This window comes from Streptococcus sp. zg-86, from assembly GCF_017639855.1.
GTDB lineage: Bacteria > Bacillota > Bacilli > Lactobacillales > Streptococcaceae > Streptococcus > Streptococcus zhangguiae.
The window spans coordinates 1,156,305-1,177,946 of sequence record NZ_CP072115.1; the positions used below are offsets into that span (position 1 = coordinate 1,156,305).

At 40.1% G+C, this 21,642-nt stretch carries 19 protein-coding genes; 7 read left to right on the forward strand and 12 right to left on the reverse strand.

Annotated elements, in window-relative coordinates:
• Positions 1-118: 118 nt before the first annotated feature.
• From J5M87_RS05605 to J5M87_RS05640, 8 genes are all read right to left on the reverse strand, one after another.
• Positions 119-1,099, reverse strand: a complete 981-nt coding sequence (locus J5M87_RS05605) for a polyprenyl synthetase family protein (RefSeq protein ID WP_154608019.1) — start codon at positions 1,097-1,099, stop codon at positions 119-121.
• A gap of 157 nt (positions 1,100-1,256) precedes the next feature.
• Positions 1,257-2,453, reverse strand: coding sequence for a MalY/PatB family protein (locus J5M87_RS05610; RefSeq protein WP_160463190.1), 1,197 nt, complete (start codon positions 2,451-2,453; stop codon positions 1,257-1,259).
• A 4-nt stretch (positions 2,454-2,457) separates the two neighbouring features.
• Positions 2,458-3,516, reverse strand: a complete 1,059-nt coding sequence (locus tag J5M87_RS05615; RefSeq protein ID WP_160463191.1) for a M24 family metallopeptidase — start codon at positions 3,514-3,516, stop codon at positions 2,458-2,460.
• Between the two features lie 11 nt (positions 3,517-3,527).
• Positions 3,528-4,853, reverse strand: a complete 1,326-nt coding sequence (locus tag J5M87_RS05620; protein ID WP_154608020.1) for a PTS sugar transporter subunit IIC — start codon at positions 4,851-4,853, stop codon at positions 3,528-3,530.
• A 21-nt stretch (positions 4,854-4,874) separates the two neighbouring features.
• Positions 4,875-5,207 (reverse strand): PTS sugar transporter subunit IIB, encoded by a 333-nt coding sequence (locus J5M87_RS05625; RefSeq protein WP_154608021.1) that lies wholly within the window; start codon positions 5,205-5,207, stop codon positions 4,875-4,877.
• Positions 5,208-5,225: 18 nt separating this feature from the next.
• Positions 5,226-5,522, reverse strand: coding sequence for a PTS lactose/cellobiose transporter subunit IIA (locus J5M87_RS05630; RefSeq protein WP_154608022.1), 297 nt, complete (start codon positions 5,520-5,522; stop codon positions 5,226-5,228).
• An 11-nt stretch (positions 5,523-5,533) separates the two neighbouring features.
• The gene (ypdE, locus tag J5M87_RS05635) at positions 5,534-6,577 is read right to left on the reverse strand and encodes an aminopeptidase (protein WP_154608023.1); all 1,044 of its coding nucleotides are present in this window, start codon (positions 6,575-6,577) and stop codon (positions 5,534-5,536) included.
• A gap of 1 nt (position 6,578) precedes the next feature.
• Positions 6,579-8,408, reverse strand: a complete 1,830-nt coding sequence (locus J5M87_RS05640) for a BglG family transcription antiterminator (RefSeq protein ID WP_154608024.1) — start codon at positions 8,406-8,408, stop codon at positions 6,579-6,581.
• 798 nt (positions 8,409-9,206) lie between these two features.
• On the opposite strand from J5M87_RS05640, the gene J5M87_RS05645 reads away from it, so the two are divergent.
• The 7 genes from J5M87_RS05645 to J5M87_RS05675 all read left to right on the forward strand — a co-directional run bounded on the left by J5M87_RS05645 (position 9,207) and on the right by J5M87_RS05675 (position 15,553).
• Entirely contained in the window at positions 9,207-10,022 is an 816-nt protein-coding gene (locus J5M87_RS05645; RefSeq protein ID WP_154608025.1) for a Cof-type HAD-IIB family hydrolase, read from the forward strand.
• 22 nt (positions 10,023-10,044) lie between these two features.
• Complete coding sequence (gene pepT, locus J5M87_RS05650) at positions 10,045-11,265, forward strand: peptidase T (protein ID WP_154608026.1); 1,221 nt, start codon at positions 10,045-10,047, stop codon at positions 11,263-11,265.
• A 171-nt stretch (positions 11,266-11,436) separates the two neighbouring features.
• On the forward strand, positions 11,437-12,075 hold the full coding sequence (locus J5M87_RS05655; RefSeq protein WP_154608027.1) for a helix-turn-helix domain-containing protein: 639 nt from the start codon (positions 11,437-11,439) through the stop codon (positions 12,073-12,075).
• Positions 12,076-12,514: 439 nt separating this feature from the next.
• Positions 12,515-12,832 (forward strand): PadR family transcriptional regulator, encoded by a 318-nt coding sequence (locus J5M87_RS05660; protein ID WP_119876537.1) that lies wholly within the window; start codon positions 12,515-12,517, stop codon positions 12,830-12,832.
• Positions 12,829-13,413, forward strand: coding sequence for a DUF1700 domain-containing protein (locus tag J5M87_RS05665; protein WP_154608028.1), 585 nt, complete (start codon positions 12,829-12,831; stop codon positions 13,411-13,413). Before J5M87_RS05660 ends, J5M87_RS05665 begins: the two co-directional genes overlap by 4 nt.
• Positions 13,400-14,263, forward strand: a complete 864-nt coding sequence (locus J5M87_RS05670) for a DUF4097 family beta strand repeat-containing protein (RefSeq protein ID WP_154608029.1) — start codon at positions 13,400-13,402, stop codon at positions 14,261-14,263. Before J5M87_RS05665 ends, J5M87_RS05670 begins: the two co-directional genes overlap by 14 nt.
• A gap of 93 nt (positions 14,264-14,356) precedes the next feature.
• Complete coding sequence (locus tag J5M87_RS05675) at positions 14,357-15,553, forward strand: cation diffusion facilitator family transporter (protein WP_154608030.1); 1,197 nt, start codon at positions 14,357-14,359, stop codon at positions 15,551-15,553.
• A 309-nt stretch (positions 15,554-15,862) separates the two neighbouring features.
• Here the strand turns inward: J5M87_RS05675 and J5M87_RS05680 are convergent, their stop codons facing one another.
• From J5M87_RS05680 to J5M87_RS05695, 4 genes are read right to left on the reverse strand one after another with little or no spacing between them, the layout of a single operon-like run.
• Complete coding sequence (locus tag J5M87_RS05680) at positions 15,863-17,008, reverse strand: mannitol-1-phosphate 5-dehydrogenase (RefSeq protein WP_154608031.1); 1,146 nt, start codon at positions 17,006-17,008, stop codon at positions 15,863-15,865.
• A 15-nt stretch (positions 17,009-17,023) separates the two neighbouring features.
• Positions 17,024-17,461: a PTS sugar transporter subunit IIA gene (locus J5M87_RS05685; protein WP_154608032.1), complete on the reverse strand. Its 438-nt coding sequence runs from the start codon at positions 17,459-17,461 to the stop codon at positions 17,024-17,026.
• Position 17,462: 1 nt separating this feature from the next.
• On the reverse strand, positions 17,463-19,415 hold the full coding sequence (locus J5M87_RS05690) for a BglG family transcription antiterminator (protein ID WP_154608033.1): 1,953 nt from the start codon (positions 19,413-19,415) through the stop codon (positions 17,463-17,465).
• Between the two features lie 51 nt (positions 19,416-19,466).
• Entirely contained in the window at positions 19,467-21,230 is a 1,764-nt protein-coding gene (locus tag J5M87_RS05695) for a PTS mannitol transporter subunit IICBA (protein ID WP_154608034.1), read from the reverse strand.
• Positions 21,231-21,642 lie beyond the last annotated feature (412 nt).

Here is a 21,642-nt window from a genome sequence, read left to right on the forward strand (position 1 = left end):
CATAGTGAAGAAACAATGTACTATGTTTGACATCTCCTATTGGAAAAATGGGACAACATACAAAAAGTGAGACCAACTGTCGCTTTAAACGTACCGTTGCGCCTCACTCTTTTTTAGCTTAGCTACTTCTTTTTAATAACTGTTTTGTTAGATTATATAATAAGTCTTTGGCTGGGTGATTTGGCAACTGTTCAATCGCAGATACTGCTTTTTGTGTAAAGCGCTCTGCTAGCTTCCTTGCCTGCTCCAATCCCCCTTCTTGTTTCATTAAAGCAACAACAGCCTGCACATCTTCTTCTGTCATATCCTCTCGCTTATCCAAATAAGGACGAAAGGCGGTAGGATTTTTTTGTAGAGCACACAAGAGGGGCAAGTTGTAAATACCTTGACCAATATCTTCCAAGACAGGCTTATTTAATGCAGATTGTTCTTCTGTATAGTCTAGCAAATCGTCAATCATCTGAAAGGCCATACCAATATAAAAGCCGATATGCCCCGCCAAGCGGATGATTTCCTGATCAGCACCACCAAAGTAGGCACCTTCTCGACTCGCCAGTTTAAACAAGGCAGCGGTTTTCCCAGCAGCAGCTCGTAAATAGTCATGGACGGTTTGTGCTTGATTATAATAGGCAGACATCTGATCAAGCTCACCAACTAGTATTTTCTTCATCGCCTTGGCATTGACATTCATATAAGGAGAGCCAGGCATAGACTCTAGGAGTAAGCCAAAAAAGACGGTAAAGAGCAAGTCTCCTGTATAGACGGCAACATCCTTACCAAAGCGACTTTGAATCGTCACCTGTCCTCGGCGTAGCGGAGAGTCATCAATAATGTCATCATGAACTAATGTCGCCAAATGCAGGACCTCAAGAGAAGCTGCAGCGGTTATCAACTTGTCCTCATCGAGTCTTGGTGTGTCGCCAAATTCCTCAAATAAAAAGAAAAAAGCGGGGCGAAGGTACTTTCCACCTGCGCTATTTAGCTCTACTAGTGCCTGCTTAATACCCGTATGTCGTATGTGGACCTTCTTTTCAATCAGGGTCCTTACGCTGTCAAGTTTTTCCTCCAAACCCTCATAGCGACTCCAATACGCTGCCATTTCCTAATCTCCTTGATTCCTAACTGCTCTCTATTTTACATTATTTAGGCTGTAATAGCTAGTATGTTGGATTTTTCATTGCTATTTTATTCAAAAAATACCTAAAAGGTTTTTCTACTGATTCCAGCATGCCAACCTCTTAGGTATCAATAAATGCTTATTTTTCCAAAGACCGTTTTTTATAGTTTAGATAGGTCTTTTTAATCCGTTCGAGTACGGTGAGCCAGGTATCTCTTGGTAAGCCGACACAGATTCGAACAAAGCCTTCTCCATCTTGTACAAAGTAACTTCCAGGTACCATCGTCAAATTTGCCTCCTTGAAAAATGCTGTCATTTCCTCCTCATTATGAAAGAGTTGATGAACATCAATCCAAGCTAGAAAGGATGATTCTGCCGGCATAATAATAGCCTCCGGAATATCCTCAAAACAGTGATGAAGTAAGTTCATATTTTCTTTGATGTAAGCTGTCCATTCATCGAGCCAAGCCTCACAGTGAGTATAGGCTGCAATAATTGCTGGTACAGCAAAAACATGGGGAGAAGTAATGGAATTTGCCTCTAACTGTTGATAAAATATCTGACGCAAAATAGGATTCTTAATGACAACGTAAGAAGTTTTTAAACCGCCCAAGTTAAATGCTTTGTTAGGCGATAAACAAAGAATACACTGATCCATAATTTTAGGATGCGCATTCGCAATGGTTGTAAAGCTCTCAACTTCAAATAAAATATCCCGATGAATCTCATCGCAAACTAGAAGAACTTGATAAGTCAAACAAAGCTCTGCTAGGCGATTCAATTCATCCTTTGTCCACACGCGCCCTGAAGGATTTTGAGGACTGCATAAAATATATATCTTTACATCGTTTGTCCGAAATTGGTATTCAATATCCTCAAAATCAATATAATAGCGATTCTCACGATTAATCAAGGAACTGGTTAGCAGTGTCCGGCCATTATGAAGGACCGCCTCTGCAAAGGGAGCATAGGCAGGAGTATTGATAAGTATCGCTTCTTTTTCTTTACTAAAAGCTTGAACAATATAGTGCAATGTCGAAACTGTGCCAAATGTTAACTTAATCCACTCTTTTTCAATAACCTGTTGGAAACGACGCTTATTCCAATCGATTACAGCATCATAAAATTCATCTGGAACAAAGGTATAGCTATAATCGGGAACCATTGCTCGCTTTACTAAAGCCTCTCTAATTGGTTCTGCAACAGCAACATCGACATCGGCTAAATCCAAGGGAATAGCTCCTTCTCCCAAACCAAACTTAGTAGCAATTAGTTGAGGATTCCATTTCCTTGAATGTCCTAAGCGACGATCTATTTTGATATTAAAATCATACACTTTTTTACCCTACTTCTATTAATTCTTTATTGGAAAGGGTCAAACGCTTCCCAACTCCTTCTTGAACTGCGACAACATCTTCGATACGAACACCACCAAACTCAGGGATATAGATTCCAGGCTCACAGGTCATGACCATCCCTTCTTCGAGTATCATAGAGCTAGTTGGACTGAGTATGGGTAAATCGCCACCCAAGCCAATACCATGACCCAATCCATGAACAAAGTAATCCCCATATCCTGCTTCTTCAATCACTTCTCGAGCTACTTTATCAATAGCCCTTCCCTGTAATCCTGCAACCACTACCGAAACAGCTTGAGTTTGTGCCTGTAAAACAGTTTGGTAGATTTCCTTTTGCTGCCGACTAAGAAGACCAACTGCAACTGTCCGCGTCATATCGGATTGATAATGGTCTAAAATAACCCCAAAATCAATCGTTAGTAATTCCCCTCTTTCAATGCGTTTATTAGTTGGACGACCATGAGGATAGGCTCCACGAACACCTGAAGCGATAATCGGTTCAAAAGCCATAGCACTTGCACCACTTTTCAATGCTTGATAATGAATCAATCCACTCAACTCTAATTCTGTCATTCCAACTCTAATTTGAGGTAGGATATGAGAATAGATATCATCTGTTAATTGGCAAGCTGCTTGGATTTTCAAAAATTCTTCTGGAGTTTTTACAGAACGAATTCGTTCAAGCTCATCATGCAACAGATAGACAGTAAATGTTCGAACTAAACAGTTATATTCCTGAATTGATAAGCCATTCGATTCAATCCCAACTCTCTGAACATTTTCTTTCATCAAAAAAGCGATGATTTCATCTATATACTTCCCTTTTACGACCTCTTTTTGCTGATAGTCCTTATCTGTCTGCTCGATAATTTCTTGTTGATAACGTCCGTCAAAAAATTGAAAAACAGCTGATTTTGTTAGAACAAGATAAACACCACTTCCTTTTAATGAATGTAGATAGAGTTTATTTGGAACAGATTTGATAATAAGGGCATCTAAATCCTTTTCTTCCAGTAATCGGAAGACTTTTTCAACTACCACTTCTCTCTCCTTTAAAAGTCTAAGCCTAATTCATCTAAAATATCGGTATCAGCTGCAGTAAAGATATCTTTTTGGCTCTCTGCCTTCTTTTCTGCCTCTAATTCCTGTTTTTCCATGATTTTAAAGAAAGGCCAATATAAAGCAACTGTCAAAACCAATTGGATTGCATTGGCCACAATTGACCGCCAATCTCCATTAGTTAAAAATCCTTCTAGGAAAACACCAACATAAGGTGGATCAAAGATTGGCTTATCTACCAAGCCCCAATGCATCATAAACATCGGTAATGTTCCGATAATAGCTCCACCAAATACATGTGGAATAAACATGACTGGATTCAAAATAATTGGTGCTCCAAATAAGATCGGTTCATTAATTCCAAATAAAGCTGGGAATAGTGATACTTTTCCGATTTGACGATAGCGTTGACTTTTAGATAGCATACAAGCGATGACACAACCAATTGAAATACCGCAACCTGTAAAACCAAAGAAAGCACTAGAAGCTCCAGCAGTATAGAAGTGAGGCAAGGGTTGACCTGCTTGATAAGCAGCAATATTTTCTGCAATAAAAACCACCATGATTGGTCGCGTAATCGGACTAAAAACAGAGGAATGGATCCCAAAGAAGAAGATGGTACAAATACAGAAGTTAAGAGCCAAAACAGACCAAGGATTATCCATCGATCCCACTAATGGTTGAAGGAAGCGAGTCAAAATGGTAGGAGGAAGCTCTCCTATTGTTGACAATAAAACAAAACGTGTCAAGATAAATGTTCCACCGACAATCAAAGTAACTGGAATTAACTCAAAAGAACGGGATACAAAGTCAGGAACACCATCTGGCATTCGAATGGTCAAGTTTCTCTTCTTACAGAACTGATAGAGTTCCACCGTTACTAAAGAAGCGATCATAGAAGTAAATAACCCCTTGGCGCCTAAATTAGACAGACTGACGCCTCCATCTTCTGTAAATTGGACTGTCAGAAATAAGAAGGCAAAAACAGCTTGTGTCACAGCTCCTGGAATATATAATTTGTAATAATTTGCTAAATTAAATGAAATCGCCATACAAGAATATAAGCCAATGAGCCCAATGGATAAGGTAACTGGAAGATCAAATAATTCTGCATTCTGCAAAATAAATTTACTAACAATATTATTTTCCCCTAACATATTAGGCAAGGCTGGTAAAATAGCAAAGAAACTTCCTAAAATGGTAAAAGGAGTCATGGCAACCATTCCCGCCTTAATGGCACTTAAATGCCGTTGATTATCTACCTTTCGTGCTAAGGGTAGAAAAAAACGATTCATAAATGCTTCAAATTTTTCGAACATAGTTCTTGTCCTTTCCTTCTTTTATGACTTTAATACATGTTTTCGATGTGTCACTAAAGCCAATTTGAGAACAGTTGCTCCGTCCATTTGTCCATAGACATCCTTATCAATCACAGCATAGGGAATTCCCTTCGGTTCAAGGACTGATTGGATATAATCTACCTTATGAGCAATTTGAGGACCAACTAATACAATATCCCACCCATCAATTTCTTGTTCTAAAGCATCTGCTGGAATTGCAGTAAAATCAAATTCTTCGTCTTTTAAAACTTCACTTTTTTGTACAACTTTCCGCATATTTTGCATTAACATGTTGGTAGAAAAACCACCAGCACAACAGAGTAAAATTTTCATCTTTCTTCTCCCTTTTATTTATTCATAAAGAGCAATCATCGCTTCAATCAAATCCCTAGCCAGTTGACTTGTCATATAATGGTCTTGCGCATGGACCATCAATAACGTGACCTTTGTATCCTCCTCTCCCATCAACGCTTTACTGATTAGATTGGTTTGAAGATTATGTGCTTCTAAATCTAGTTGTCTAGATTCTTTAATCAATTCCTTTGCTCTTGCAATATCCCTTTGTTTCAAACATTTCAGGGCTTCGAAAGCTTTTGCTTTGCTATCGCCTGAAATTGCAATCATTTTAACAATATCCATTTCTTCCATCTGAATTTCTCCTATTTAAATGCCCTAAATTGCTCACAATACTCTGCTGAACACTCCAGAATGAGAGCCTGATGCAAGTCTATCATTTGAGTGATATCTCCCTCATTTACTAAAGAATAAGGGCAATGACCATGCCGAACAGGTACAATGGTGACAACTGTCGGTTTTCCTTCGTGAACGAGATGAGCCTGTCCACCATCAGTTCCTCCAGATGAAAACATATCTAACTGAAGAGGAAGGCCGTACTGTTTGGCTATATTTTTTACATATTGTACCATCGGCAAATTCGGCGCTAACGTACGGTCAAAATGTGTTAGAATAGGGCCCTTCCCAACCTGTCTCTGATTGAGGTGATTTCTCGTTGTAGAATCGCTATAAGTAGCTACATCAATGACAAAGACACTGTCTGGATTAATTAGTTGTGTAGCAGTTTTTGCTCCTCTAATCCCAACTTCTTCACTGCTAGTAAAGGCAAAATGAACTGTAAGAGGAAGATCTTGATTGGCTAAATTCTTCATTAACTGTCCCATGATATAGCAGGCTAATCGATTATCTAGTGCTTTTCCCATATACATAGACTGGGGTGCTAAGCGTTCAAACTGACTATCAAAGCAGACCATATTACCGACTTCAATACCTAAGTCTGTCACTTCTTGATAAGATGAAGCACCAATGTCACAAATTAGCTCTTCCGTCATTCCGTTTTGATAGCGACCCGAAATGAAACCTAAAATTTTTTCTCCATTGAAAGTTGTAATCCGTACTCTCTGAAAATGTTGCGCTAAGGGTTTGACCCCACCAACGACCATCAGGTAAATGAGACCATTCTCACTGACACTACGTACCATAAAACCAACTTCATCTAAATGTCCACAAATCATGATACTCTTACTTGTATCACGGCCTTGCTTCGTAAAAATCAGGCTTCCTAAGCCATCGTATTGTTTCGAAAAAGGAAGTGCCCCCAATTCATCTAGTAAGACCTGTCTAACTTCTTGTTCATTACTTGCAATACCGTCTGCATTTGATAAGGCTGCCAAAAATTCTATACTCATACTATTTTCCTTCTAATATATTCTTTAATTGGTAACGAAATTCATGATATGTTTCTGTCTTGCTCAAAGATTCAATCCCTAGTGGATTTTCCATTACCTTGCTGAGCACCTTCGAAATAATTTGATGTTTTTCAACCTCTCCTTCTTTCAGCGATACCATAAAAATGATTTTTGGATAGATTCCTTCTGTCTTTACACCCTTTGGCAATAGGCAGACCGAGATGATATTCTTCTGTCCCTTCATCTCCATTGGGTGAGGGATTGCAATGCCATTGGCATAAATTGTCGATAAGTAATCCTCTCTTTCCAATACCGAATGTTGGTAACCCAATTGCTGATTATAAACTTCTAATTCAGCTGCTAAATCCGATAAAATGGTGCGATAGTCTTCTTTCCCTTTAATGCTAAAGAAATCACTAGACAACCATTCAAGAAATAAGTCTTCCATAGAACTAGACCGCGAACCCCGAAAAGATTCAAGGTAACCCGCCATTGACATAGCATCTATATTTTCTTGAATTTCATCCAAATGAAGAATTGGACAAGATAGGGCTAAATTCAAATCAGTCATTGAAAAAACCAAATCCGGTTGAAACTCTTGGATTGCTTGATTTTCCAATAGTGAAAATGTCTGAATCAACGCATTTTGGAAGATACGCCTTAGTTTCAAGTGAATTAACTGAGCTATTCCTCCTCCAGAAGAACAAACAACTGCAATGCGGTAGCGTTGCTCTAAACGTTTTTGCTTACTTTTCTGATAGGGAACTAACATATGGGTAGCTAAATAAGCTATCTCATCAGAGGAAATTTGAATGTGGTACTCCTCCTCCAACCACCGAGAAAATTTCAAGGCTTCGTTGTAAATAACAGGATAATGTTTACTAATATGACTGGCATAGGGATTGATACTAACAATCCGCTTTCTTGCTCGTTCAATCAAAGCAGCAATATGTAAGCAAACGAGATTTAAAAACTCATAATCACTCGAAAATTCTGTACGATTGATTCGATCAATTGCTTGAAAATATTCGCTGATTTTCTTTTTTAGAGATAGTGGACGTGTATCAACTTTCTGCTTGGTCCGAATCGATAAACTATTCTCGAGAAACTCCGATTTTTCTTTAGAAAAGAGTGCTTTCAATATATTCAAATCCTTCTGTAAAGCACCATTTAATGCTTCTATCGTAACAGTCTGATTCATTAATTCCATACAGATAAGAAATAGCAACTCTTGCTTTACTGTTTGAATTTCAGCTACATCAGGAATATAAGAGCAAGTCTGAAACCAGTCAAATAAAATGGTCTGTAACATAACTTGTTGTTCTTGCGCCACATATTCTACGATAAACCTATTACACGATTCATGATGTAGGAGCCAAGCTATTTTTTCTGCTAATGAAGCACAGATACGAATACCATAATGTGCCTTTCTTTCTAACACCAATCCTTGATTTAACAGTTCTACTTCTATCTGCTGAAGATCTTTTTTAATTTGGCTACTGCTACTTAATACCATATCTGCCAATGATTGAATAGTCATATAGTCCGAGGAAATCAATAATAAAAAGCATAATTTATTTTTCCTCATCGCCTGACTATCCATTACATCAAAAGATAACGTTGCAAAATAGTCCTCAAATCTTTTTTTATCAGCAATGACAAGACGGTAACCTAGTGGATATTTTTCAATCACAAATCCAGATTTCATCTCATTTAGTAACTTAATATCATTTTGAATCGTACGCCGAGAAACTTTATACAAATTGGCCAAAGTTTGTTCTGGAGTATACTCGTTATTCAATATAGTAGATAAAACTAAGTCACTTCTCATACACCCCTCCTAAAACGTTTTCATTTTGTACTACTATTATATACTGATTAGCTAGAATACAAAAGATGAATATTTTCCTTTTTAATTTGAAAAAAGTAACTGATTCTTCCCCCTAAGCTCCTAAACAAGACCGTCTATTGTCTACAAACTTGACAAATTCACCCATCCTTTTTATTTCAATGGTTCGGGAAAAAACAATCCTACTAAAGCCTTACTCGCTCTTTTCTTGACAAGCTCGTGAAAGAACAGCCCACTGGACCCTACCTCGCTCTATAATTTCTAGGCGCGGGAAAAAACGGTCCACTTCAACTAACCTCGCTCTGCTATTTCTGGGCGAGGGAAAAACAGTCCGCTGGACCTTAACTCGCTTTCTCGTTTCTCGGCTCGTGAAAAAACAATCCACCTTTCTAACCACGCTTTTCTATTTGACAAGCGCGGGAAAAACAGCCCGCTGGACCTTAACTCGCTTTCTCATTTCTCGGCTCGTGAAAAAACAATCCCCTTGCTAACCACGCTTTTCCATTTGACAAGCGCGGGAGAAACAGCCCACTGGACCTTAACTCGCTTTCTCGTTTCTCGGCTCGTGAAAAAACAATCCACCTTTCTAACCACGCTTTTCTATTTGACAAGCGCGGGAAAAACAGCCCGCTGGACCTTAACTCGCTTTCTCGTTTCTCGGCTCGTGAAAAAACAATCCCCTTGCTAACCACGCTTTTCCGTTTGACAAGCGCGGGAAAAACAGCCCACTGGGCTGTTTTTTATGCTATACTAGTCTATAGAATACTTGAGGAGGTGTGTATGATTAAATTACTAGCTCTTGATATGGATGGGACCTTGTTGAATAGTCAGAAACAACTGACCCAACCACAGATTGAGGCGATTCATAAAGCGATTGAAATGGGGGTTAAGCTCGTACTGTGTACTGGCAGAATGCTCCCAGGGGTCAAGCCTTATTTTGACCAACTAGGACTGGATGCGGAAAATGAATATGTCATTGTCAATAATGGCTGCTCCACTCATCAAACGAGTGACTGGAAACTGATTGACTGGGCGGAACTATCTCCTGATGAAATTCGGTATCTAGCAACCTTTATTCCAGAAAGTGAGATGCAGCTGACCTTATTTGACGAGGAGCATTATTATGTCTTAGAAGATGAACCAAATGAACATTCACGGACAGATGCTCATCTTGTTTTTGTAGAGCCAACGATTTTAAGCATGGAGAACGCAACAAACCAGAGCCGTCATCTTTTCCAAGCCATGTATGTCGGAACAAAAGAGGCCACTGATGCCTTTGAAAGCAACTATGCTGACCTACTCCGTAAAGACTTCGATGCCGTACGCTCACAAGATGTCCTGCTTGAAATTTTGCCAACAGGTACCAATAAGGCTTCTGCTCTCAAAAAATTGGCAGAACACTTGGGAATCTTACCCGAAGAAATTATGGCGATGGGTGATGCCAATAATGACATTGAAATGCTGGAATTTGCTGGTCTAAGTATTGCAATGGGGAATGCTAGCGAGCTTGTCCAATCGTTGGCAGATGATGTCACCGATAGCAATGATTGCGACGGCGTTGCTAAAGCCATTTACAAACATATTTTACAGCAGTAGAAAATACCAAAAGGAGAAAATCATGAAATACCCTACACTTTTAGAACGATTCCTTGTCTATGTAAAAGAAAATACACGCTCTGACGAGACGTCCACTACCACACCAAGTACCCAAAACCAAGTTGAGTTTGCCCAAAACATTCTGCTTCCTGAAATGGAACGCATCGGACTTCAAAATGTCCACTATCTGCCGAATGGATTTGCCGTAGGAACACTTCCTGCCAATGCCCCTACTTTGACACGTAAGATTGGCTTTATCGCCCATATGGATACGGCAGACTTTAATGCCGAAGGTGTCAATCCGCAGATTATTGAAAACTATGACGGAAATCCGATTGCCCTTGGGACATCTGGTTTTGAATTGCATCCAAAAGATTTTCCGCAATTAAACAACTATCACGGGCAAACCTTGATTACAACAGACGGAACTACCTTGCTTGGTTCTGACGATAAATCAGGAATTGCTGAGATTATGACAGCCATTGAATACTTGGTCGCTCATCCTGAAATCAAACACTGCGAAATCCGTGTTGGATTCGGTCCAGATGAAGAAATCGGTGTGGGAGCAGATAAATTTGATGTGGAAGATTTTGATGTTGATTTTGCCTATACAATGGACGGCGGTCCACTTGGCGAACTCCAATACGAAACTTTTAGCGCTGCTGGTGCTAAGATTGATTTCCTTGGACGAAATGTTCACCCTGGGTCTGCTAAAGATCAAATGATCAATGCCTTCCAACTAGCAATTGACTTCCATAATGCTCTCCCAGAAGCAGATCGCCCAGAAAAAACAGATGGGTATCAAGGGTTCTTCCATTTGATGGACATGTCAGGAAGCGTTGATCAAGCACAAACAACATACATCATTCGTGATTTTGAAGAAGCTGATTTTGAAGCCCGCAAACAGTTGATGCTGGATATTGCTGAGAAGATGAATCAAGCATTCGATACTCCTCGTGTTATCGTTCATTTGCATGACCAATACTATAACATGAAGAAAATCATCGAAAAGGATATGACCCCCATTACCATTGCTAAAGAAGTCATGGAAAATCTTGGCATCACACCAATCATTGAGCCAGTTCGTGGTGGAACTGACGGATCAAAAATTTCCTTCATGGGTATTCCAACACCAAATATCTTTGCAGGTGGTGAGAATATGCATGGCCGCTTTGAATTTGTCAGCCTTGAAACCATGGAAAAAGCTGTCGATGTCATTCTAGGAATTGTGGGACACCAATAAAAGCCTTATCAGATAAGCGCCCTTACTCGTTATTGAAGATGAACACCAATTGATCTTTCAATGCTTCTAGGGCGTTTTTTTCCCACCGCAACCAACAGTAGCAAGATGTAAACTGAGCTTTCTTGGCAAAAATCCTTGTATTTGCTACAGTAAGGATAGGAGGTGACCTATATGTTACTACATGAAAAAATTCGTTTCATTCGCACCATTCATCAATTATCACAGGAACAATTCGCTGAAGAATTTCTGGTCAGTCGCCAATCAGTTTCCAAGTGGGAAAATGGCACTGCTATTCCTGATCTGCACATTCTCATCAAGATAGCTGATTTTGCCGATATGAGTTTGGACCAACTTGTCCGTGATGACATTGATCTACCAATCCAGCAAGACCAACATCATCCTGAACCAGAGATTGAACCACAGCGGAATGCAAGTTTTGCTATTCAAGACTATCTGGGAAAGGTTTGCGATGTTTCCCTTAATACGATGTGGTACCAAGTTCTGCGAAATGTCAAAATCGTTGGGATCTATCAAAATATGGTCTGCTTTGAAAAACGGCAACGCTACGGCTACTTTCATCTCGATCGCTGTATCGATATTCTGGTCAAAAAAGAAGAGGAGTATATTCCCTACAATCAGATTGCTTTGGGAAAATGTAAAGCCTACACGAATACCAACCAATTCTGGGGTGGAAATCACTATCTCTTCAGCCAAGTAACTGCCGTCAATGAAAGAGGAATTGAACTCCAAACGGGACAATTTACATCCTTTATTGATTTCCAGCATTTAGTAGTTCTCCTAATGAAATAGACGAAACAAGCACTTTTTCAGGTACTTGTTCAGAACGTAGACAAAACCGAGATTTATTTAAACAAATTCAAAAGCTCTACTAACTGAACATTTGATTTTCCGATTTTCGCGAGCAAAGCGAGCCACATCAGATACTTTTCGCTGTGGTAAAAGTAGGGAATGGGACTCAATTGTGATTTTGTTTAAATCGATTATCCTCGCTCCTTTGTTTCTGGGCTCGGGCTAAAATAATCCACTGGATTATTTTACTCCGCAGGAAGTCGCTACCGTCCACACCACCTAAAAAAAGTATCTCAAAAAAACTTTTTCTTCAATCAACAAGCACTTTTTCAGGTGCTTGTTTTTATTATATAAAAAATTTATATATTACTCTTGACTTCCTTTGGCAATATGTATATAATTTATATATAAAATTTTTATATATAAGAGAGGTGAACGTATGTACTATCCTGTTTCCTCTGTCTTGATTGAATTTCTGATTCTATCGATTGTCGAAAAACATGACTCCTACGGATATGAAATCAGTCAGACCATTAAGATTGTAGCGGATATTAAGGAATCAACCTTATATCCCATTCTGAAAAAACTGGAAAAAGCAGCTTTTGTGACGACCTATTCTCAAGAATTTCAGGGGCGCAAGCGCAAATATTACAAAATTACCGACCAAGGTCGCAAGCAGATTACCTTTTTGCAAACCGAATGGACGGAATACAAGGACAATATAGACGGTATTATAGAAGGGAGCTTACGTAAATGACACGCAACGACTATATCACTCAATTACAGAAATATCTTAAACGCTTGCCAGCAGAGGATTATCAAGATGCCATGGAACATTTTAATGAATACTTTGACGAAGCTGGATTAGAAAACGAGGCACAGGTCATTGCTGAGCTAGGTAGTCCTAAGCAGGCTGCACGCGAAATCCTTAACCAACTCTATGATAAAAAGACTGAGATGGGTACTGCTACGGCTAAAAATACCATTCTCATTGTAATACTCAGTATCCTAGCAGCTCCTTTAGCCTTTCCTTTAGCTCTGACCCTCTTGGCCTTATTTTTGACCGCTATTATCCTGGTTTTCAGTTTCTTGTTGGTCCTTGCTTCTATATGGATTAGTGCTATTGCTTTAGGCATCGGATTTATCTTTACAGCTTTTCAGGTTCTTTCAATCGCCTGGAGTAGCTCACTCCTCTTTATTGGACTTGGACTAGCCGCTATTACTCTAGGGCTTCTTGGTACACAGATGACAATTATTCTTGGAAAAAAGACTGTCCTTGCTCTTATTCACTTGATGCAAGAAAAAGTTATTAGGAGAAACCGCTATGAAATCATTTAACCGTTTTACCAAAACCTGTCTAACTCTTCTCTTTGTCGGACTCAGCCTTGCAGGTGCTGGCTTTCTACTAGGCGGTTGGAAGAATCTGAAACAAGAAGTCGCTCTCAATCGAAAGTTAGAAACCATTGACTTTGACAAGGTAGAGTCGCTTGATATTCAAACGAGTATCATTATCGCTCCGTCAAAAGATAAGCAGTTTCATCTGAGTTACTATCACTACCTGAAAGATCAGTTTCCGCCTGTAAACTACCGATTAAAAGATAAACAACTGACAATCAACGATAATCAGCCGAACTCGTTCATCAATACGGACGGTCTACTTGATATCGTTCTACATCTTAGTCAGCAAAATTGGGTTGAAGAACGCATCCCTCGCCTTGAAGTGCCTAAGGGAACAAGCCTAAAAGAGCTGAAAGGTCTTGTTGATATAGGAGATATTGCTCTTAAAAACATTACCATTGATACTGCCGAACTAACTGTCAATGTTGGCCCTGTCAAACTAAGTAACGTCAACATCGGTACACTCCATTTAGATGTCGATGCAGGAGAAATTCAACTGGCAGATGTCAGTCTAGCTCCCCCAATTGTCAAAGAAGGCTCTAGCCTGTTGAACAAAAGCTCGATTAGCTTAAATACCGGAGATATTACCGCAACTAACCTCAGCCTAACTGGACAAAATAGCATCTTTACAGACATCGGCAACATTGACCTGCAACTCAATCCTAAAACAGCTGTCAACATTGAAGCAAACACAGACCTCGGTAGCGTATCCAATCACTTCCAAAACCAACCCAACTCCCAGAATCGCCTCATTCTTGAGACAGATACAGGAGATATTCGGGTGAAGTAGGCAAGACTATCATTCAAAAGAGCTAGCTCTTTTTCCTTCCCTTGAAAATTCCTGCTCATTCTGCTACAATGAAGCAAGTAGAAAGGATGGACTATGCAGCAACAAGTACAGAATTTAAAACTGGCAGAACGTGGGGCCATTGTCTCTATCACCGCCTATGTCCTCCTATCTGGGGCAAAATTAGCAGCTGGCTCTCTCTTTCACTCGGACGCCCTCACGGCGGATGCCTTTAACAATATTTCCGATATTATCGGCAATATCGCTGTTCTAGTTGGGCTTAAAATGGCGCAGAAACCTGCAGACACAGATCATAAATTCGGCCATTGGAAAATGGAAGATTTGGCCAGTCTGATGACCTCTTTCATCATGTTTGTCGTTGGATTTCAGGTTCTGCATAGTACCCTTCAAAAACTGATTAATAAAGAAGTGGCTGAAATTGATATCATGGCAGCTATCATTGGAGTTGTATCTGCTATCGTTATGCTCGCTGTCTATCTTTACAATAAAAATTTAGCAAAAAGAGTTCGTTCCAAGGCTCTTGAAGCTACTGCTAAGGACAACTTATCTGATGCGCTGACGTCTATCGGGACATCGATTGCTGTTGTAGCAGCCGCCTTTCAATTTCCAATTGTCGATAAACTTGCAGCCATTATCATTACGTTTTTCATTTTAAAAACAGCCTATAGTATTTTCATGGAGAGTTTCTTTACTTTGTCAGACGGTTTTGATGAGGAGTTGCTTAACAAGTACGAAACAGATATTCTCAAACTCCCCAAGATTAGTGCCGTCAAATCCCAACGGGGTCGGACATACGGTGCCAACATCTATCTGGATGTTGTTTTAGAAATGAATCCTGACCTGTCTGTCTATGAAAGCCATGAAGTAACGGAGAAGGTAGAACAGCTCCTAATTTTAAAACACGGTGTCTTTGATGTGGATATCCATGTAGAGCCGTCTGAAATTCCTCACGATGAAATGTATGAGCATGTCTTTGATAAACTCTATCGCTTCGAATCCGAAATCCAGGCCCATGAAAAAGGCTATGAACAGCTGATTGAGGATACGTATCTCCTGATTGATGAACAAGGTCAATACCTCAATAAGGACCAAATGCTTCAAACACACCACGTTCAATCTACCTATCTGACCAATTTCCAAATGGTTTCAGTCAGCCAAAAATCAAAGCTAGTAACATTTGAAATCGGAAATAAAGTCCATACTTCTCTCTGGCGGCGCCATGAAGTCTGGCAAGTCGTCTTTCACCAAATAACAGAAAAAAAGCTGAACTAGTGTCACACCTAGTATCAGCTTTTTCTATCTCATCAGTTATTATTTCCAAATAACCTGTATCAAGGTCACAATCGCATATAGTAAAGAAATACTAAAGACAAAAAAGGCAAGGAAAACCAGTTTCCGAGGTCTCGTCTTTCTCAACTGGTAAATTCGGTAAAGAATCCAGCATAGGGCAAAAATTCTGACAAAGATCAAAAAATGAAACAATTCCGCAGACATGGCCAACCACTCCTTCCTCTCACCATTACTATACCATTTTTTATAATGAAAAGCTAGAAGATCCTAGACCTTCTAGTTTGGTTTCTGCTACTTTCCTTCTACTGCTGCAACGATTTCCGCAACAAGGGCTTGATCCGTCACACCTGTGACTTTTTCAACGACACCTGCAAGTGACTCCTTAGCAAGCAAGTCCTGTAATTCAAGGGATTGGGCATCTGTTTGATCCTTGTATTCAAAAATATAGCGAACGGTTTGAAGTAGGGCATCATAAGACAAGCCACGCTCGCGCAATTCACGGATTGGGCGGATGAAGCGCTCATCATAACCTAATTTGCGAATCGGTGTACGAGCTACACGCGCTACATCATCAATAATAAACGGATTTTCAAACCGGCTGATAATAATCTTGTGATAGTCTTTTAGTGTTGATTCTTCAAAGCCCCACTTGGCAACGAGGAGGCTGCGTATTTCTGCTAAGACAGCTTCAACTTTTTCTTTAACAGTTGGATTTTGCAGAGCTTCCAAAATGGTTTGTGCACCGAAATGTGCTCCAGTATAAGCTGAAGTAGCATGTCCTGAGTTAACAGAGAACAATTTCCGCTCAATAAATGGCTCAAGATTTGCTTCATAGTGAACCTTGTCCAGTTTTAAGTCAGGATTTTTCATGGCATGGGTTTCTACAACCCACTCGTTGAAAGGCTCTACTACTACAAAAAGAGGATCTTCATGACTTTGAGCTGGGACAATACGGTCTACCGCAGCATTCGGGAATCCGATATGCTCTTCTGCAAAGGCTAAACCTGATTCGGACAAGTGTTTCTTGACTTCTTCATAGAGGAAACTTGATCCACCAATCATGTTTTCGCAAGCTAGGACATCGAGAGGTTGCGTATTTCCTGCGTTCTTACGTGCTTCAATTCCTTGTGCTACCAAGCCAGCAATAAATGGAAGGATATTGGGACCAATCGCTGTAGTCACTAAATCTGCTTCTGCAATAGCTGCTACTACTTCCTCAGGGTGAGTAGCGTTGTTTATTCCACGTACGCTTGAGACAGCAATATGGCGTTGCCCTTCTTCTGCAATCTCAATTTCATAGCTACCACGTTCATTTAACGCATCAATAATTCGTTCATTGACGTCGACAAAGGCTATTTCAAAGCCATTTTCAAAGAGAATTTCCCCAATAAAGCCACGACCAATATTTCCCGCACCAAAATGTACTGCTTTTTCCATGTCTTTCCTTCTTTCTTATCCAACACTATTTAGCAAGGCAACAACTTCTTCTTTAGACTGGGCATCTGCTAATTTGACCACATTATCTACATCTGCACAGAAGATAGAGATTTTTTGAATAATTTCCAAATGCTCATCACCTAAACCTGCAATTCCAAAGAGAACCGTTGCAATCTTCGGATCTGCTTCTGTCCCAAAATTCACACCAGCAGGTACTTGGACAATTGTAATGCCTGATGAATGAACTTCTTTTTTAGCTGCATCTGTTCCGTGTGGAATAGCAATAAAATTGCCCATATAAACGGATAATTCTTCATTGCGCTCAATCATTGCCTCGATATAGGCTTCATTGACATGACCTGCATCAGCTAACTTTTGGCCACAAAAGCGAATCGCTTCTTCTTTGGTTGCAAAGGTTTGGTTTAATTGAATCAATTCTTGTTGAAGTTCCATATTAATTCTCCCATTGTTTGATTTTTTCATTAAAGATAGAATTCAGGAGTTGATAGATGATTTCCTGATTTCCGGTACGATAAATTTCGGTATAAAGGTTATTTTCGATAATAGACTGGCTGATAGCGGTCATCAGCTCTCGCATTTCTTCTTGCTCGCCGAGCTTGGTCAACATCACTAAAATCCGTTGAACCTGTTCTGGTTGATTGTTCATAGATAGAGCGGTTACTGGCTGAGCCAGGCTTACAATTTGAAACTGGCTGTGAGTTACTTGACTAGACTGGGTATGAATTAAGGCCAGATTAGTATTTGGAATCGCCAGAGGACTCATCTCAAAGCGAGAAATGAGCTTTCTAGCCAAATAATCTGTATCATTGACAGAAGAAAGTTTGGCAACAATCTGGCCTACAGTTTCCTCAAAGTTTCCATGATTGTCTAGCTCATCAAGGGCAAACTGTTGGAGCAAGTAACTACTTGCCTGTAAATAGGCCTGCAAGTCATACTGTTTACTCATCACAATTTCTTCTCTGGCCAGTACCGTACGATTTTCTTGAATGGTTTGTAGTGTTTCCTGTAATTCCAAAATTTCCTTGGTATTTGGAAAGGTTGAAATCACATCTAGTTCCAGATAAGGAATCGGCTTGGTAGCAAGGCAATAATCATATTGCTCTAAATTCAGTTGCGGTAGATTAGTCGTACTCTGCACATCCATCCACCCAACAAAAGGTGCAACACTTTTTATTTTAGAAACAAGAACACTGGTTGTTAGAGGTCGCTCATCGGTCAGCAAGAGCATCCGAATTGGATAAATATCTGGACTTCTACGCAAACTAGAAGCAAAATGAAGTGTCACCAGTTCATATTCATATTCATTTTGCAGATAGCTTGGAAAAATATCCTGCATGACCAAACTAACCACACTGTGCAAGAAAGGATTTTTCTGGGTTGCAAGATAGGCGACATTGGTCGTGGATCGATCTGGAAAAAGAATAGGTACAGCTAAGCTCAAGCGAATGTGGTGAAAAAGCAAAGGAAAAAGCACCTTATCTTTGACAAACTCTATCTTGGTAAAGCGCGACACACTATCTACCAGTTGAGAAATGCTGTAATAGAAACCACTATCAAAGCTCTCGCTGAACAAGGGTACTTCTTGGCGCTTGATAATCACCTCATCCAAAATCGCCGCAAAATAGATGATTTCCTGAATACTATAAAAATATTTGGTTGCCTTGGCTAAATCTGTAAAGACTTTCTGGGCAAAATCCAATGCTACCTTAGACACATTAAGTTGCTGAGGCAAGGCTTCTTGGTTATCTGCTAATGCTAGCAAAATCATGAGAAATTCCTTGAGCTTTGGATCCAAATCCCCGAGTAATGCTTGGTGACGTTCAAAGACCTGTCGCGTTTTCCCTACTGTCACCGCTTCTAAAACAGGAAAATCCGGATACGAATCTGCCCAAAAATCCTGTACAGAAATGGCATTTGCCAGTAAAATAGCTAAAAATCGGCGTTTGTGACTGCTAGCCCCTTCGACTCTATAGCCACGTTGTCGGCTTAATTGCAAGTCAAAAACAGCAAGACGACGTTCGATTTCCGCAATATCTTGGATGACCGTCACATTTGACACCAAAAATTGATTCTGAAATTGCTCATTGGTCACAACCTCCTGACTAGTCAATAATTGATAGGCTATTAGAATCAAGCGCTGACTAGGAGAATAGGCTGGAGCTGCTTGATATTCCGTCAAGGCAGAAAGATTGCCAGATAGATAGTATTTCTTCCCGTCCTTAATCAATTGAATCTCTTCCCGCACCAAACTCTCTGTCAAGTCTGATAGGGTTCGGTAAACCGTTCGTGAGGAAACTTGCAAAATATCTGCCATTTCCTTTAAGGAAAGCTTCCCTACCTGGAGGAAAGCTTTCATCAGTTGTTCTTCTCGTTTCGTTAGTAACATACTTTCATTATACTACAGTTGACTCGAATTGTCTGTTTGTGTGATAACAGCTTATTTTTGTAAACGTGCTGCCAATTGATTGTATTCTGGCGTAGTAACCAAGCTATCCACTACCAATAAACGTGCATGTGGTGCTCGTTCTGCTACCTTTGCTTGTTCAGTAGGTGTCGTAATCACCAAGCTCTTGGTAGTCGAATAGCTTGACAAAGCTTCATATGATAGACTTACCACCGGAATACTAATTCCCTTGTTTTTGAAGACTGCACTCAAAGTTGCTTGACCCATTGTTGCCGAACCTTGGGCTTGCCCATAAGCAAAGATGACTTCCTCTACATCTGTTACATCTTGAGCCTTATCTGCTACTTTCGTTTCTACTTGCTTTGCTGCAGTCGCATCTGTTTGATTGGTCAATTGAGCAATAATCTCGTCGTATTTTGATGAGGTAAGGAAATTATCAACCGCTACGTGAATCGCACGTGGTGTACGTTGAGCTGCACGATCTGCCAATTCTTCTTGTGTAATAATCAGCGTATGATCTGTATCTTGTAGATTAGAAATCGCCTTATTGGTAACAGGAATAGTCAAACCAGCTTTTTTCACCTTATCACGGAGTAACGAAGCACCCATTGCTGAACTTCCCATTCCGGCATCACAAGCAAAGATGATTTGGTGTACGTTATCTGTTGTAATAGCTGTTGAAACCGGAGTTTGGACTTGACCTTTTGCTACAGCTTTTGCAGCTTTTGTTGCAGCTTGCGCTGATTCTAGCGAATCACCTTCTGACTTGTCTGCTTTCAAGATGATAGAGGCTACTAGGAAGGATGCTAGAGCTCCTGCAAAGACACCGCCCCAAACAGCCAAGAGGTTTGCAAAGTAATTTCCTTCTTTTGGTACAAGACCAGTGATAGCAATAATTGAACCTGGTGAAGATGCACCAACAAGACCTGCATTCAACAATTGGAAGGTAAATGTACCAGACACCCCACCAGCAATCGCTGCAAGGAAGAGAGCTGGTTTCATCATCACGTATGGGAAGTAGATTTCATGGATCCCCCCAACAAAGTGAATCAACATTGCTCCCCATGAAGACGATTTAGCAGATCCTTTGCCAAAGAAAGCATAGGCCAGCAAGATACCCAAACCAGGACCAGGGTTTGCTTCCAAGAGGAAGAGAACTGATTTTCCAACTTTCAATACTTGCTCTGTTCCAAGCGGTGTAAAGATACCATGGTTAAGCGCATTGTTTAAGAACAAAACTTTAGCAGGCTCGATAATGATATTCGCTAATGGTAAGAGTTTCATATCAACAATCGTCTGAACTCCATCTCCAATAGCTGTCGTCATACTTGCTACAAAAGGACCAACTACCTTAAAGCTGATTAACATCAGAGCAAATCCGATTAGACCTGCTGAGAAGTTGTTGACCAACATCTCAAATCCAGGACGAATTTTTTCTTGAAAGGCTTGGTCAAACTTCTTAATCACCCAAGCTCCAAATGGACCAACCAGCATCGCACCGATAAACATTGGTACTTCTGAACCGGCAATGACCCCCATGGTCAAAATGGAACCGACCACACCACCACGTTGACCGTAAACATTGTAACCACCTGTGTAACCAATCAAGAGCGGCAACAAATATTTAATCATCGGACCAACGATCGTTGCAAAAGTTTCATTTGGCAACCAACCTGTCTCGATAAAAAGAGATGTCAAGACACCCCATGCAATAAATGCCCCGATATTTGGCATAACCATATTTGATAAAGTCGTTCCTAATTTTTGGATCCGAACTTTTAATGAAGAATTTTCCATAGTTTCCTCCTATTACTCTATAAAAATCAAAATTAGCATTTATGACACGTTCTTAGGTAGTGCGGATGCAAGCAACCTCCTCACTAGTTGAGGATTACTTCATAATCCTTATTTCCACCCTTCAACAGTCCTCCAGACTGTTGAAGCATTGCTCATTTTTGAGCCCAAGGTCTCAAAAATGCCGTGACTAGCAACAGCATAGCAGTTGCTAGTTTCCCACTACGGCGAAAGTATCACCTTTAGCTCGCTTCGTTCGCTACTTTTCAAAAATGAACTGAAAAGGGAGAATGCGAATGCTATTTTTGACGAGTAAAAATTTTTTCTGATTTTATTATACACTCACCTCTGACAGAAAAAAACTCAAATCTTGTCACAAAAATTTTGACAAGGTAGGAAAAGAAGTGACATACGG